This window comes from Leucobacter luti, assembly GCF_019464495.1.
GTDB lineage: Bacteria > Actinomycetota > Actinomycetes > Actinomycetales > Microbacteriaceae > Leucobacter > Leucobacter luti_A.
In genome coordinates, this window is sequence record NZ_CP080492.1 from 1,407,842 (window position 1) to 1,423,983 (window position 16,142).

The window sequence follows — 16,142 nt, forward strand, 5'->3', positions numbered from 1 at the left end:
GAGCTCTGGTGGGAGAGATGCAGTGCTGGGCCCGAGACTCCATAGCGCCTCGAGTACAGCGGACGGGCGGCTTGTGCAGTGGACGCGGGTGAAGGGTCCTCGTCCGTCAGCCATCCGAAGAACGGGGCAAGAATCGTTCACTCACCCCGGGGGACCCAGCACGGATAGGAGAGCGTACCCAGGGGCTCACTTGCTAGGACTGCCCTCGCGACCGTTGAAGTGCCAATCGAATTCGGTCCCGAAGTGCAGCCCCAGGAGGACGAGTACGATGCCGTACCTCGGCGAGCTCGGCGCGCAATGCGGTGAGTTCACCGCGCAATGCGATGAGTTCACGTTCCAGTGCGGCGCTCTGATCCCGTGCGCCACGCTGCTCGACCGCTTTCCGCCGCTGCCGGATGTCGGTGTCTCGTTCGGTCATCTGAATCTGCAGTCGAGTCAGCTGCACTGACTCAGTGGCGATTCTGATGTGCGACAGTTGCAGCTGCGTCTCCGTGTCGGTCCAGCGAGGACCCTGCGGATATGAGTAATCATCCCGCACCACCGTCCCCGTGCCGCGGAGATCAGCAGCAATGCCATCCCACCACCGAGTCTGGTACTCCCGCTGTGCACCGCCCACATCGCGCAGGTGAGCGGCAAATTCGTCGCGACGTGCGACGAGAGCTCGCAACAGCGGTTCTCCGAGCAAAGGACGCCAGCCCTCCATCGGCACGGCACAGTCAGGCATCCCTGAGTTTTCGAGCGCTCCGCGCATTCGCACAGCCGAGTAGTAGCTATGGACGATGCCAACCGCGGGAATGCCGACTCCCGCGCCGAACACGAGTGGGTGGTACCTAGTGGACAGGGTCCACGATGCACCCTCGGTGAGGGCGATCAGCTCTCTGGCCGACATCATCGGCAGCACACGAACGCGGCCGCTCGTCGCATACCCCCGGATCCGTTCGTGCGCGTAGTCGTCGAAGTCCCGAGTTTCCCGGTCGTCTCGCTCGAGCGATCCCAGGTGCGAGACAAGAAGCACGTCGATGTCAGTGACGGAAACTACCTGGTCGAGGATGGCTGCCAGCTCTCGATAGTAGGCTTCCGCATCGAGTCCGCTGGTCCGTTCGTCGGCTGCAAAACTGCCCAAAATGTATCGTTCCGGGAGCGGTTTCGCAGGGTCAATCGGCACCACGGAACCATCCAACAGAACGGCGTCATCCACGGTACGAACAATGGTCGCTGATTCTCCGCAAAGCCCTCGCATGAGTTCGGCGGTCCGAGATTCGCGCACCCCAAATACCCGTGCGTACTCCGCGATTTCGCGCACCAATTCCTGGTCAGGGGGCAGCAGATGAGGGCCGACCGTCTGGCTCGTCACATAGAGCGGAATCCCCAGATTCTTGGCGATTCGCATGAGTGTCAGTCGCTCAAAGAGGTGATGCTCCCCAATCGTGTTGAGGTTCCCGCCTCCGGCGATCACCAGGGCATCGGCAGCGCGAAGGGCAGCGATACTGACGTCGGTACCGGCGGGTGGCTCCGCATCACCGCAGACGCTGGCCAGAATCGCGTCACTGTGCGCGATTTTGTCGGCGCGCTGCGGGATCCCGATGAAACCGAAGCGGGGCACTGTTGGGACCCCATACATGCGCGTGGAAACCTCGGGATTGCCCGCGACGAGCGTTACCGAAAACCCCCGCGAGGTGAGCTCGCTCAAGGCAACTTCCGACATCGCTTCGTCACCGAGGTGATATCGTCCGCGGTAGCTCATGTCGCCAACTACCACGACCTTCATACGACCTCCACCTATTCAGCGACACATCAGGTATCAGCGTAGCAGCGTCCTGCCGGGCTGGGCCGGGATGCTGCTAGCGCGGGAGCCGATACAGGAATGCTGCCATCGCCTCGCGCGAGACTCGATCCTTCGGCGCATACTTCGGCTTGCCGGTCGGCTGCGGAATCCCCGTGGTGAGCTTCGCGTGGTACATCCACGTGATCTCCTTGTAGAACGGGTCAGACGGCTTCACATCCACGAACGGCGAGACCTTCGGCGGCGTGTAGCTCGCCCCAGACAAGCGATACAGGAACGCTGCCATCGCCTCGCGCGAGACTCGATCCTTCGGCGCATACTTCGGCTTGCCGGTCGGCTGCGGAATCCCCGTGGTGAGCTTCGCGTGGTACATCCACGTGATCTCCTTGTAGAACGGGTCAGACGGCTTCACATCCACGAACGGCGAGACCTTCGGCGGCGTGTAGCTCGCCCCAGACAAGCGATACAGGAACGCTGCCATCGCCTCGCGCGAGACCCGATCCTTCGGCGCATACGTCTTTGCGGTCGTGCACCCAGGAACCGTGATTCCGGTACTGAGCCGAGACGTCGACATCCATTGAATCTCAGAATAGAAGTCAGACCATGGCCGAACATCGAGAAATGCCCCACCGCGCCGCGCGGCGTAGGAGGCGAAGTTCTGGGTACCGTGGCTTCCGTACGCAGTGGTCCCGCCACGCACAAACCCAATCCCGATATCGGTATATTCAGGATTCAGCATGTTTCCTCGATGCGCGCTCGAGGCCATCCACATCTCAAACATGTAGTAGCCGCTCGGCGAGCCGGCCGCGATATTCTCGCCCGCGGCCGTCCAGCCTGCCGGAATCTGGTTTCTGTAGTTGGGGTTGTGCATAAATGAGCCCGACGTGGCCATCTGGGTCGACCACGCCCGTGCGACCGTGTCGATCGCGGGGTTCCTATAGAGGATGGGGACGCAGGCGCTGATCCGGGCGGCGTTTACCGCCGTCAGGATTTGTGCTTCGTCTGCCGCGCTCCGCGCCACAGGAGATATCGCGTTCAAAACGGGGCCACCGAGATCGAGCAGCGGCTCAGGATCTGCCAATGAGACCCCTGTGTCGGGCGAATCGGGCTGTGCAGTGGGTGAAGGGGATGAATCCAGTTCCGCCGGCCCATTGCCCGGCACCACTCGCTGCTCCTGCGAGGATGCTGGCTCAGTGTCTGTGTCGCCGCTGAGCAAAGGCTCACTCTCAATGTCGCTGGAGGTCTCTATCTCAGCTGACTCTCCGTGCGGACTCGCCTCCAGAGCGTCGGCCACAGCGGGCGGAGACAGCCAGAGGACGCTTATGACAAGGCACAGTGAGACCGCGGTAGTGAGCATCTTTCGCAGCTTCTGTGTCATATGTCCACTGTACTGAGCGCACACCATCGTCGCCTAGGCGAACGTCACGCTCGGGTTTCGAGTCGATAGAGAAACGCCGCCATCGCCTCCCGTGAAACCGCCCTCTTGGGCTCATATTTCGGTTTACCCGTTGGCTGTGCAATCCCCGTCGACATTCCCGTGTCATACATCCACGCGATTTCCCGGTAGAACTTGTGCGTTGTGGGCACATCCGCAAACGGAGAAGTCCGCGGTGGTGTGTACCCCCGTGGAGCTTCGAGCCGGAACAGGAAGGCAGCTATCGCCTCGCGCGAGACCGGTGACTGCGGCCGATATTGGAGTCCCTTCCCGGTAGCAATTCCCGTCGTGAGACCGGTCTCATTCATCCAGGATATTTCGCGCACGAATTTATGGGTCTTCGAAACGTCAAGGAACAGCGGCCGATCCGGCGCAGCATAGGTTTTCTGTGCATCGAGCCTGAAGAGGAACGCCGCAGCTGCCTCTCGGGACACCGCAGATTTCGGGAAGTATTTGGTTTTCCCCGTGGGCTGACGCATGCCAGTTGAGAGCCCGGACGTCGACATCCAGCCGATCTCTCGCGCGAAAGGGTGGGTCTTCGGCACGTCGGCAAACGGTGGAGAACTCGGCGGGGCCGGGGTTCCGGGAACTTTAACGCGCGCTGACGCCCGCGACTCGGTGGTGTAGCCAGTTTTCTTGCCCGTGACAGTGACGGTGATCCTGCGCGCCACATCGGCTTTCGTCAGCGTATATTCGGCAGAGTTCGCACCACGAATCGGCGTTCCGTTCCGATTCCACTGAAATGCGAGCGTGACGGGCCCCGGCCCCCAGGCACCGACGCTGGCGACGAGTTTCGAGCCGGGGACCGGGGTTCCCGAGACCTTCGGCGCCGCGCTCACGAGCGTGCCAGCCGCGACCAGGAATTCGGCTGACGATTGTGAAGCTTTCGCGAAACCAGGCTTTGTCGCGTTCACGCGGAATGAAATCTTCGCACTGCGGTCTGCTGGCACCAGCGTGTACTCGCGTCCGGTGGCGCCTGAGATCGCTTTCCCGTCGCGCAACCACTGGGTCGAGACGTGCACGGGTGCAGGCAACCAGGTGCCGACTCTCGCCGTAAGTCTTTCTCCGACGCGCATTTGCCCGGAGAGCGTGGGGGTGGGCCGTTGGCTCAACGTCATGACGCTGCTGCCACGCGGGTGGTATCTCACTCCCCAGCTGCCCGCTGTTGCCCCGAACCCGGCCTGCTGCAGACGTGAGCTTGTGAAGGACTTCCCCGTGCTCGTCGCTACGCGAACCCCACTGTTCGAGAACGCTACGATGTCCGCGCGCCCGTCGCCGTTCGTGTCGGTCACCACCCGCGGCTGTTCGTCGACCCGCCACGATTTCGCACCAAACTCGCCTGACCAACGCGCCGGTGTTCCGAACCCAGAGCCCGTGCTGAGGGCGACCGTCACTCCATTCTGATCAAACCCGACCAAGTCCGCTCGTCCGTCACCGGTCACGTCAGCGAGCACTCGGGGGTGCGCACCGACAAGCCAGCCATTCATTGTTCCAAAGCCGCTGCTCCACCGGGTCATCGGCCGCAGGCTCTTGCCAGTGTTGACCCCGACATACACCCCGTCTGAGGCGAATCCGACCACATCGGGAAGGCCGTCGCCAGTCACGTCGGCAAGGGTGCGGGGGTGATGTAACGCAGACCATCCAGCGTTGCCGCTGAAGTCGGGAGACCAGCGCTGCGCCTTGGCGAACCCTGACCCCGTGTTTACAGCTACGTACACGCCCGAGTCGGAGATGCCAAGGATGTCTGGCAAGCCGTCCTGGTTCACGTCTTGCAGAAAGCGAGGCGTCCGATCGACGCTCCACCCGTTTCCCGTGCCGAACCCGGCGTACCACTTTTTCATCGGAGCGAACGATTTGCCCGTATTGACCCCGACATACACTCCGTCCGAGGCGAATCCGACCACATCGGCACGGCCATCACCGGTCACGTCAACAAGCGCGCGGGGGTGATGCTCGACGGTCCATCCGCCGCTCACACCGAATTCCGCAGTCCATCGAGCCTGCGCTCCGAAACTGGATCCGGTACTGAGCGCTACATAGACGCCGTCCTCTGCGAAACCGACAACATCGGATTTCCCATCCCCGTCCACATCTGCCAGCATCCGCGGATGCGAGCGGGTCGTCCAACCGTTCGCTGTCCCGAATCCGGAGACCCAAGTGCGTGCAGGCTCGAGGCCGGAGCTCGTTCGGACGGCAACTTGCACGCCACGAGCCCCGAAGCCGACGACGGCGGGCCGGCCACTCCCAGTGACGTCCGTGTTCCACGGCACGATCGATTGGGCATCGCCCAGTCCGTCACCGTTATCGTCAGGGAGCACCACTGCAGCCGTTGCCGCGGAGGTGGTCGCAGTCGGCTTGTAGCCGGGAGTGTCGCCGGTGGTCTCCACAGTGATGCGCTTTCCGAAATCCACGAGCCGGGGCTGAAATGTCTGTTGCGTGGCTCCTGGGATGACCGCGTTGTTCGCGAGCCAGCGATACCGAACCTTCGCAGGTGCCGGCGACCAGCCGCTCAAGGAGGCGGTAAGGGTACCTCCGACCAGTGGCACGCCGCTGATCACCGGCTTCGTCGTCTTCGTGAACGGTTTCGTGAGATCAGCAATGTGGATATACCCCTGGAAGGCATTTGCTGGCACGGTGCGCGTCCCATAGGCCCCCGCCCAACCGTTGTTGTATTCCTCGATCACCACGCGTCCGTCGTTCAGCACATCGGCGACCCAGGCGACGTGCCCAAACTCAGATGCGCCCCCGTAGTAGGGACCGCTCCAAGCCACTGAGCCCACCTCTGGGGTCGTGTCAACCCGGATCCCGACGCTGCGAGCGGATCCGGCCCACTCCGCAGCATTGCCCCACGCATAGCGCCCCATGTATTGGTTGCTGAACTTCACCTTGTTGGCCGTGTTCAGACGCCAGGAAACGAAGGAGGTGCACTGTCGATGTGCGAAGTTCCACTCATCCCACGTCACCGGAAACAGCGGCAAGTTCTTGTACTTCTGGGGATAATTATCCCCGATCAAAGCCCGATTGGCATGTGTGAGGGGGAGCTGCATGCTCTCATCCCACGGCTTCGCGGTCGCGGGGCCTGGAGAGTTGGAGGCAATTCCGCCATTGGGGCCGCGCGGTTCTGAGCCAGGCTCTGCAGAATCCGCTGGCTCAGGCATTGGCGCCTCGGGCATCACATTGGGATCAGGAGTCGTTCCCGGATCCGGCGACGGCTCAGGAGTGACTTCCGGAGTTGGCTCAGGATCCGGAGTCACACCAGGATCTGACGTCGGTTCAGGATCCGGCTCCACCAGCGTCGGCATCGTGGTGACCGGCGTATCGGGGTTCTGCAACACCGTGTCGAGCACGGTCTGGAATGCCGGGGCCGATGCCATCGAAGGGACCGCTGCCGATGGCCCCGGCGCGTCAGGGGCAACTGTGCGCTCCAGGGCGAGCGCGGGAGCGCCGCCGAGAGCAGAGAGCCCCAGCACTACGCTCACTGTAATCGCCGCGAGCCGTGTGGTGTGTGGAGCCAGTTCCATACGTTCCAGCCTAACCTCGGGCGCGTATTGCTCGGGGAGGCCGCGCCCGGGCTGTGCCCGCCGGCAAGAGTAGCGAGCGTCTACCCGCGATCGCCCGGGAGGCCTCCGCTCACGAGCCCGCGAAACAGCACACGCTTCACCCTTGCCGGGAGCAGCCGGTACGCGCCCTTCATTACGACATTGCGCAGGTACTCCCCGCGCGTGATGAAGCCCATGCGGCGCAGCTCGCCCTGCAGGCGCCACTCAGTGCGTGCCTCAGCCCAGCCCCCACGCCGTGCGAAAGCGCCAGCTCCGACCCGATACCGCAGCAACGGCTCCGGAATATTTTCCACTCGCGCCCCGGAGTCAATGAGCCGGATCCCGAGCCAGTAGTCTTCCATTTTGCCGAAGGGCTGGTACCGCCCAACGCGATCGAGCGCGGCGACGCGGTACATCATCGTGGGGTGGTTGAACGGATTGTGTGTGCGCGCGTGATCCCGGATCCGCACCGCGCCGACCGGCGGAATGCGCACCGCCGCGGCAACGGCAGGGTCAGACTCGAACTCGGCCATCCCCGTGCCGACCAGGTCATAGCCCTGGTCAATGAGTGCCCACTGGCGTTCGAACCGGTCCGGCACCGACACGTCATCCGCGTCCATTCGGGCCACAACCGCGTAGGCGCACGCGTCAAGCCCACGGTTCAAGGCCTCAGTGAGACCGACATTCTGGGCGAGCTGCACTCGCTTGACCGGGATCGGGCTTGCGGTCTCGATCCGCGCCAGCTCGCGCTCCAATTCCTCGGGCACCGGGCCGTCTTGCACAATCACGGCCTCGGCAGGTCGCAGCGTCTGCTGATCGACCGAACTCTCAAATGCGAGCCGCACAAAGCTGGCGTTATCCCCAGCGTAGACGGGCAGCAGGAGGGAAAACTCTTCGGTGGGGCCGGCAGTGCTAGGAGTGTTCCGCATGATCCCCCAGCCTAGCCGCCCACTCCTCCTGCTAGCGTTTTGACGCTCGGTAGCCGGCCTGCCGCGCCGCGGCCTCGGTCGTGAAGCACGCTTCCGGGATCGTCCGACTGTAATATGCACCCCACGGCATGTGGTAAATCATCGAGCTGGCGTTGCCTTTGATCGGCGCCCACGTTGGGCAGTTCCAGAGCGATACCGGTCGGGTTGAGCTCGGGTATCGCACCACGGCAGTGGTGGCCGAAGTACGGCTTTCACTCGAGTAGCCGGACTTCGTGCCGGTCACTTTCACCGCGAAGAAGCTCCCCAGATCAGCGCTTGTCACGCGATAGCTCGATCCGGTTTTCCCCGGCAGCGCCACCCCGTTGCGGTACCACTGATAACGGAACGAGGTTCCCGCGGTCCAGGATCCCCTGGAAACCGTGAGCTGTGTACCCACCAGGGCGCGCCCAGAAACCTTGGGTTTCGCCGCGGAGAGCACCAGCGGGACAGTCTTCGCTCCCGAGGTTTGGCTCACGGTCTGATAGCCCGATTTGGAGCCGGTCACCTTGACGCTGAGTTTCTTGCCGGCGTCAGCTCTGCTGGGCGTGTACTTCGCTTTCGTGGCACCCGTGATCACCGCGCCGTTGCGGAGCCACTGATACCGGAGCTTCACGCCAGCAGGCTTCCAGGTTCCCGTTTGGGCGGTGACTGCGCCACCCACGCGCACCGTTCCGGTGATATTTGGAGTGGGAGCTGCAGAAATGACCCGCGAGACCTGTGCCGTGGCCTTCGAGGTCTTCGTCGTGTTCACATAGCCGGCGAGCGAACCGGTCACTGTCACCGTGATGCGCTTACCAGCATCCGCGCTCGCGAGCGTGTAGGTCGCGCCTGTCGCCCGCGCAATCGTCGCGCCGTCCCGCTTCCACTGGTAGGTGAGCTTCACTCCGTTCGGCTGCCACGCCGTGGTGCGCACGCTGAGTCTCTGGCCAACAGTGGCAGTGCCCGAAATCGTCGGCACCGCTGCGCTCAGCGTTCCGGCACCAATCACAGCCGTCGATACCGACGTGACTGAGCGCGAAGCGTATCCCGGGAGTGCGCCGGTGATCGTGGCCGTCACCCGACGCCCCTGGTCCTGTGCACTCAGCAGATATTTCTCACCGGTCGCACCGGCAATGGCCACGCCGTTACGTTTCCACTGGTAACTGAAGCGAAGGCCGTGCGGAGCCCAGCTTCCCGGCTTCGCCTGCAGGGTCTGCCCCACTCGGGTGGCGCCGCTCACAGTCACGATTCCCGCGGTGAGCGTACCAGTGCTCACGGTGAGCGAGAGCGTGCTCACGGATCGTGGTGCAGCCCCGTCTCGGTTCGCGGTCACGACAACGGAGAGGAGCTTTCCAGCCTGCGCCGGAACGGGCGTGAAGCTGGCCTGCGTGGCGCCCATGATGTCCACACCGTCAAGTTGCCATTGGAACGAGAACACGAGATCAGCTTCTGGCCACTCCCCCGTGGTCGCTGTGACGGCTCGTCCGACCGCCGCCCCTCCGCCCAGGATTGTGGGGAGCGCGGTCGGGGCCGCAATTTCCGGAATCTCACTGGGAGCCTCGACCTCGCCGACCGAACCAGGATCACCAGATTCCGCTCCGGCTTCCTCCGTCTCACTGGGGTCCGGATCCGCGACGGGGCTGGGCGCTTCGTCGTGCCCCTGCTCATCGCCTGCGTCCGGTTGCGTGACGAGTTCGGGCTCCTCGCCGTTGGTTGCCTCAACGCCGCCTCTGGGATCGCCTGCTGGCACGTTGGGAGCGGTCAGCACGATCGCCTGAGCACCGGCGTCGCTCGAGCTCTCCAGCGCGTACGCTGCCGTCGCCGGAGCAATCCCGGCTCCCGCGCCGCTGCACACGAGCGCAGCGACCAGCAGCGCTCCACAGGTCTTCTTCATCGAACACTCCCTACTGACACAAATGTGGTCAGCTTAGCGAACATTCGACGCGCATCCCTACCGTTCTTCGAGCTTCGAAAGCCGGTCCACGGCGACCATCACATCGACGGGGACTCCGGTGTCACGGAGGACCTGGCGTGTGGGGCGCGGCTTCGTGCGCCAGCCATCACGCCACCCGCGCCGCAGACAGTCACGCAGTTGCGCACGATCTGACGAGGCCCGGAAGGTGCGGAACCAGCGTCTCGCCGTCGCGGCCGAGTACAGCAACTTCTCCCAGCCGGAGAGCGCAGGACTTTCGCGGAACACCCAGAGCTTATTGCGGACCTCAAAGAAGAACCGCGGACCGGGATCTTGGTCGCTCGAACCGCGCTTCGCGGTCTTGTGGGTGACAACCGAGCCCGGCACATAGATCCCCCGTGCTCCGCGCAGCAACCGCGCGGAGTACTCGAAGTCGTCGTTCCAGAGGAAGTAGTCGGCAATGGGCAGCCCGAGGTCGCGCACTCGGTCGGCGCGCAGGAACGCGGACACGAACGATATGGACCGGATCTCCATGCCTCCGGCCGCGGCAGCGCGCTCGCGCTCCGTTGCGCCGGCACGGATCTTCGCCTTGGGGGTGTTCATGGGGTGGTCTTCGCCGTCAGTCCACACGACACGTGATCCCATCACGGCGAGGTCATCCTGCCCTGTTTCGCGGTACTTGGCGTGTGCATCGAGCGCACCAGCGAGCGCGTCAGTGCCAGGCACTGTGTCGTCGTCCATGACCCACACCCAGTCGATACACTCCTCGGCCACCGCGGCAGCGATTCCGGTCGCGAAGCCACCGGCTCCCCCGGTGTTCTCGGTGAGCTGGATCAGGCGACCTCGCTCACCCCAGTGTTCGAGCAGCTCGGCGGCGACCGCGGCCGAGTCATCATCAGAGGCATTGTCGACCACGACGAGGCGATCGACGGGTCGGCTTTGAGCGGCAAGCGCCTCGAGCGATTCCCGCAGCAGCTCCCGCCGGTTGTAAGCAACCAGTACGGCGGTCACGCGCATGCGTTCACACCCCTTTCATACCCCGAATGGGCCTCGCCCAGTCTAGGCGGTACCGCTGACACCGAACCGTTCAGCCTGAGCGCTGTCCGCCCGCTCACCGGTCTCCCCACAGCTTGTGGTAGAAATCGACCGAGCGGGATCGGGCAAGATCTCGGTACTCAGTGTCACTCAGGTCACGGATCGTTCCGACGGGCACCTCATCATCGGATGCCAGCGCAGAGACGCCGATCCCCGCCCGGTGATCTTGAAGCTCAAACCCGAGCAGTTCAAGCAGAGTGGGGTACACGCTGAATTGATCGATGTCCGGCTCCTTGATGGCAACGCCGTCGGGACTCCAGATTCGGTTAAAGATGGTGCGCCCTTCGGCACCGTTGAGTTCCTCCCAGAAGCTGCCGCCCTCCGCAATCATCTTCTGGTGATCTCCGGTGAGCATCACCACCGTATCGTCTAAGATTCCCTCTGCCCCGAGGAAATCGACGAAGCTCGCAACCTGCGTCATCGAGCAGAGGGTGATCGAGGTCATTGCGGTTTCAGTGTCCCATTCGCAGTACTCGTAGACCATTGGCCCCTCGTGGGTATCGAGGGTGAGCATCGTCAGCGCAAAGGGGTCCCCGCTGTCATGCAGTGCCACGACGGTGTCCTTCGCACGCTCGAAAAGGCGACGATCCGAGAGGCCCCAATCGGGCCGGAACTCCTGTTCATCGAGCTCTTGCCAGTACTGCAGGTCGTGGATCTCGTCGGTGCCGTGACTGGTGAGGAAAGCTCCCTTGCCAGCGAAGCTCGCGTCGGCACCACCGAGAAACACACTCTCGTAGCCGGCGCCTGCAAGCACGTCGCCGAGACACGTTGCGCCGGGCAGGTAGCTCGCGACCGGAGAGCCAGCCCCCAAGTCGTTGAGCTCAGTTGCGTCACCTATTGCACTCGCCGTGCGCAGCGGGATTCCGCACTGCGTGCTCACGATCCCCGACATGGTCCACCCACCACCCTCGTACTGCGACAGCCGCGGAATCGTGTCCCAGCCGATAGTCGCTTCCTGCACGGGCGCGAGCATGTTCTTTTCGAACAGGTCATCGTCTGCGAAGGCGTCCTCGATCGATTCGAGATAGATCAGGATCAAGTTCTTGGGCGCGACACCACGGGTGCCCCCGCTTGTCTCGGCTGGCACCTCTGGTGCAACGTAGTAGTCACCGAGGTTCGTGCCCGTCGCCGCCTCGCGAGCGAGCGCAGACACATAGTCACGAACGCCAATCGTGGCGCCGAGGAACCCCGCACCGGTCACCGGCACCACCACGGCGAGCACGATTGCGACGAGGCGTCTGAGTCGCTCGCGCGAGTTGCGGAGGATCCCCGCCTCGCGCAGGCTTCTGAGCGAGCGCGACACCAGAAAGGCGAGCACAAGGACAACGGCGATGGGAATCACGATTCCGGTCACCACCGCGGTCACCACGATGCCCGAACCGCCAGCGCCCTCGCCTCCGCCGCCTGGCAGATTTGAGAGCAACTGGTCAATCGAAATGACGCCGAATGTCCGCCGCACCCAGAGCGCAATCCCGGCGCACACAGCACCGATCCCGATCAGGCTCCAGAACGCACTCGCCCAGATCCGCGAATACCTTGCCCGCGGACGCTGGGGCGTGGCGTTCGAATCTGCGGAGTCGAGCCCGATCTCCTCCGGGACCAACTCCGCAGCCACGCCAAGGTTCGGGTGCCCCGTGTCGTGCACGGACCCGGTGGTTTCCTGCATTCCAGCTACCCCGCGGGCTCCGCAGGCGAAGCGGCGGCGACGCCGTCAGACACCAGCTGTTGGATCACACCGAAATCCGGGTACTCCGGATCAACGGCGGGCGGCACCAGCTCCACATTGACAGGCGTAAACTCCCGTGCTTTCGATGCGAGGTCCACAAAGCGACCGAGCATGGACTCCGGGATGTCCGTTTCCACGAGCTCGGTGCCAGCGGCGGCGACATCTTGGAATCGCAGCAAGACGTTTGACGGGTTCATCTGGGCGAGGATCGCTGCTTGCAGCTCGCGTTGGCGCTCCATACGGGCGTAGTCGCCAGCGGCTGAACCGTAGCGTGAGCGGGCGTACCACTGCGCGGTGTAGCCATCCATCCCCTGCAGTCCGGGTTCGATCCATCCTTCGACGTTATTGCCGTACTGATCGCCCCCAATCGGCAAGCGCTCCTTCACATCAATGGTGATGCCGCCGAGCGCATTGATGAGGCTCTCGAACGCATCCATGTTGACGAGCACGTAGAACTGCACTTCCAGCCCCGTCGCACCTGTCACCGCGTCCTTCGTCGCCTCAATGCCCGGCGAAGAACCCTTCGACACCGCATCGGGGTACAGCTCGGGATAGAAATACTCGACCTCGGCGAACAGTCCGTTCAAAATGCAGCGGCCAACCTCGCAGCCGCCCCAGTCTCCGTAGGTGTTCGGCGCTACCCCGAACCCGTTCGGGTGGAGCTCGCGCATCGGCGAGTCTTCGGGGAATGGAGTGCCCTCGAGCTCGCGCGGGATCCCGATGATCGTCGACTGCCCCGTCTTCGCATCGATGCTCACGAGTGAGATGCTGTCGGGGCGCATGCCCTCGCGATCCGCGCCGGCATCGGTGCCGAGCAACAGAATGTTGTAGCGGCCATCAACGGGCTCCACAGACGGTGCACCGCTGAACAGGCCGCTCAGCAGCGCCCGGCCCGCATTGATCGTGCTCGCAGCCCACGCAGCGCCCGAAGCGGGAACAACAGTGAGGAGGATCGCAAGCATGGCGATCGGCACGCGCCAGCCCCGCTGTGTCCTCGGCAGCCGCGTGAGCCGCAGCGTATTGAAGCCGAGCACGAGCCAGAGCACGGCGTACGCGATCAGCAGAATCTGAAGCGCGAGCAACACGATGCTGTTGGTGAAGAACGACAGCGTCGCGACTCTGGCGAACAGCAGCCCGGCGACCACAGCGAGCACGCCAATGATCAGCAGGATTGTCGCGCCGAGCCCAAACCGACCGAGTTTCCGGTTTCCTGCCAGCAGTTGCGCGCTGCCGGGGAGCAAAAACCCTAAGACCACGAGCCACCTGGCCCGCTTCGTCATGAGCGGAGGTGATTCGAGGTCAGGGTTGCGCAGCGGCCGCTCGAGGTCAAGACTCATTCGGAATACCCGCCAGGGTTCGCCGACTGCCAGGCCCACGAGTCGCGGCAAGCCTCAGCGAGCGTGCGGGTCGTACGCCACTCCAGTTCTTCATTGGCACGGCGCGGATCAGCAACGACCTCAGCGACGTCACCCGGCCGAGGCGGGGCAATCGTGTAGGGCACAGGCCGCCCGGCCGCCGTTTCGAAGGCGCGCACCACGTCGAGCACGCTCGATCCCGTGCCAGAGCCCAAGTTATAGGTGCGCACGCCAGCCGCGCTCCGTTCCAGCGCCGCGACGTGGCCCTCGGCCAAATCCATCACGTGAATGTAGTCGCGCACTCCCGTGCCGTCCACAGTGTCGTAGCTGTCGCCGAACACACTGAGGCGCTCTCGGGTCCCGACCGCCACCTGTGCGATGAAGGGCATCAAATTGTTCGGGATCCCCGCAGGGTCCTCTCCGATCCGTCCTGAGGGGTGCGCGCCGACCGGGTTGAAGTACCGCAGCAGCACCGCGCTGAGCGCGGGCCAGGCACGCTGAGCATCGCGAATGATCTGCTCATTCATGAACTTCGACCAGCCGTACGGGTTCGTGAGACCGACGCCCGCTGGCTGCCGCTCATCAATCGGCGAGGTGTCAGGGTCGCCGTAGACCGTTGCGGAGGAACTGAACACGAGGTTTGCGACACCGCGCTCTCGCATCAAGTCCAAGAGCACCAGGGTGGAATCGATATTGACACGGTAATACCGCACCGGTTCTGCCACCGATTCGCCCACTGATTTGAGGCCGGCGAAATGGATGACCGCGTCGAATTCAGCGCCTGCGAGGGCCGCCCGCGCGGCGGCACGATCCGCAAGGTCGGCCTCGAAAACCGGAATCGTTGCGCCGCTTAACGCCTCGACTCGGCGCACCGCTTCGGGACTGCTGTTGGAGAAGTCGTCGAGCACGATCACCTCATGTCCACGCTCCAGGAGGACGAGGGCGGTGTGCGATCCGATATAGCCGGCGCCACCAGTCAACAAAACACGCATACGCAATAGGGTACTTCGCTGACCCGAGTAGATACCGACACCACCCGCAGGAAACCACAAAAGGGAGCAAAACCGTTGAAATCAGTTGATTTCAACGGACAGCCCGGTCGCCGAATATTACGATTCACTCTCACTCCTGCTCGGCGCTCCGGAATGTGCGCTAGTTCACACCGATGCACTCCATAGAATGAGGGAATCAAGATCGAACGCCGCCATCGGCAGGAAGGGGGAACTGGGCGTGGCCACACTCACCCTGATCGCTGATCCTTTCCCCGATTGGGAGGCTGAGGCACAAGCCGCGGCAGCGCGTGACCTCGCAACGGCCGTCGCAGAAACCGCTCCTCGCAGTTGCAGCGCGCGCTACCTGGTTTCTCGAGGCTCGGTCAACCCGCAGTTCACCTCTCCCCTGATCCGCACCGAGCAGCTTCCGATGCGCGCGAGCATGCTGCCGTTCGCGTGGCAAAGCGGTGCCACCGCACGCCCCCTCGACGGCGAGTTCGTGCACGCGCTCACCCCGCTGATGCCGCTGCGCGCACGCGGCGAAGACGACGGATCACAAACCTCAGTGACCATCACCCACAGTCTCGCGTGGGAGGCACCGGCCCTGCTGGGAAGCGCATCGGCCCGCCTCTACCGTGCCTTCACCCGGCGCGCTGTGAAGCTGGCTGATGTGGTGCTGACACCGACGCATGCCACCGCACGCATCCTGCAGGAGCATTATGGCTCCGACCTGCCCGTGCAGGTGCTGCAGCTTGCACCGCCGACGGAGTACCTTGCGACGAGTTGCTCCCCGGAGCGGCGCGCTGAGCTAGCTCTGCCTCCGGAGTACGCCCTCACCACTGCGAGCTCCGGCGAGCATGGGCGTTTGGAGTGGGTGTACGACGCCATGCGGACCGATGCTCAGCTTCCCCCGCTGGTACTTCTTGAAGGTCTCGATCCCGGGCCCGCGAGTCGCGAAAAGACCGGCTCCGAGGCTCCGCTGCAAGAGGTTCCCGAAGATCTCCATGGCCGAGTGTTCGTGGTTCGCCCAACTGAGCTCTCAGACATCGGTGCAATTGTTTCAGGCGCGTCCCTCTTGCTCCTCCCCCAGACATACGCCGGCACCGGGTACCTCACTATCGCAGCGCTCCGCGCCTCGGTACCCGTGCTGCACGCCGGCCACGATGCAACGGGTGAGCTCGTGCTCGACGCCGGTATCGCTGCGACCTCGGCGGCTGACTTCACGGACAGCTTCCGCGCGCTGTATCGCGAGGCGAACTCTCGTACAACGCTCTCGGTGATGGCTGGCGATCGCAGCCGCGGCTTCAGCTGGAGTGGCGCAGCCTGGCAGCTCTGGGAGACCCACGCAAACCTGTAGC

General features: G+C 63.8%; 10 protein-coding genes. 1 reads left to right on the forward strand and 9 read right to left on the reverse strand.

Annotation, left to right across the window (positions count from 1 at the left end; all coding sequences use genetic code 11):
* Positions 1 to 193: 193 nt before the first annotated feature.
* The 9 genes from K1X41_RS06445 to galE all read right to left on the reverse strand — a co-directional run bounded on the left by K1X41_RS06445 (position 194) and on the right by galE (position 14,784).
* Positions 194 to 1,768 carry a polysaccharide pyruvyl transferase family protein gene (locus tag K1X41_RS06445; protein WP_220175615.1) on the reverse strand — a complete coding sequence of 525 codons (1,575 nt, stop codon included), beginning with the start codon at positions 1,766 to 1,768 and terminating at the stop codon, positions 194 to 196.
* A gap of 73 nt (positions 1,769 to 1,841) precedes the next feature.
* Positions 1,842 to 2,864 (reverse strand): CAP and S-layer homology domain-containing protein, encoded by a 1,023-nt coding sequence (locus K1X41_RS06450; protein ID WP_220175616.1) that lies wholly within the window; start codon positions 2,862 to 2,864, stop codon positions 1,842 to 1,844.
* 341 nt (positions 2,865 to 3,205) lie between these two features.
* Positions 3,206 to 6,739, reverse strand: coding sequence for an FG-GAP-like repeat-containing protein (locus K1X41_RS06455; RefSeq protein ID WP_220175617.1), 3,534 nt, complete (start codon positions 6,737 to 6,739; stop codon positions 3,206 to 3,208).
* An 80-nt stretch (positions 6,740 to 6,819) separates the two neighbouring features.
* Positions 6,820 to 7,686 (reverse strand): glycosyltransferase, encoded by an 867-nt coding sequence (locus K1X41_RS06460; RefSeq protein WP_133617339.1) that lies wholly within the window; start codon positions 7,684 to 7,686, stop codon positions 6,820 to 6,822.
* Between the two features lie 31 nt (positions 7,687 to 7,717).
* Positions 7,718 to 9,598: a sunset domain-containing protein gene (locus K1X41_RS06465; RefSeq protein WP_220175618.1), complete on the reverse strand. Its 1,881-nt coding sequence runs from the start codon at positions 9,596 to 9,598 to the stop codon at positions 7,718 to 7,720.
* A 57-nt stretch (positions 9,599 to 9,655) separates the two neighbouring features.
* Positions 9,656 to 10,633, reverse strand: coding sequence for a glycosyltransferase (locus K1X41_RS06470; RefSeq protein ID WP_133617337.1), 978 nt, complete (start codon positions 10,631 to 10,633; stop codon positions 9,656 to 9,658).
* A 94-nt stretch (positions 10,634 to 10,727) separates the two neighbouring features.
* Positions 10,728 to 12,377, reverse strand: coding sequence for an LTA synthase family protein (locus tag K1X41_RS06475; RefSeq protein ID WP_220175619.1), 1,650 nt, complete (start codon positions 12,375 to 12,377; stop codon positions 10,728 to 10,730).
* 5 nt (positions 12,378 to 12,382) lie between these two features.
* Complete coding sequence (locus K1X41_RS06480) at positions 12,383 to 13,774, reverse strand: LCP family protein (RefSeq protein ID WP_133617335.1); 1,392 nt, start codon at positions 13,772 to 13,774, stop codon at positions 12,383 to 12,385.
* A complete protein-coding gene (gene galE, locus K1X41_RS06485; protein WP_220175620.1) occupies positions 13,771 to 14,784 on the reverse strand; it encodes a UDP-glucose 4-epimerase GalE in 1,014 nt (337 codons plus the stop codon). The genes K1X41_RS06480 and galE overlap by 4 nt, the downstream gene beginning before the upstream one ends.
* 187 nt (positions 14,785 to 14,971) lie before the next feature.
* Here galE and K1X41_RS06490 point away from each other — a divergent pair, with 187 nt between their 5' ends.
* Positions 14,972 to 16,141 (forward strand): glycosyltransferase, encoded by a 1,170-nt coding sequence (locus tag K1X41_RS06490; RefSeq protein WP_243736105.1) that lies wholly within the window; start codon positions 14,972 to 14,974, stop codon positions 16,139 to 16,141.
* Position 16,142: the final 1 nt, after the last annotated feature.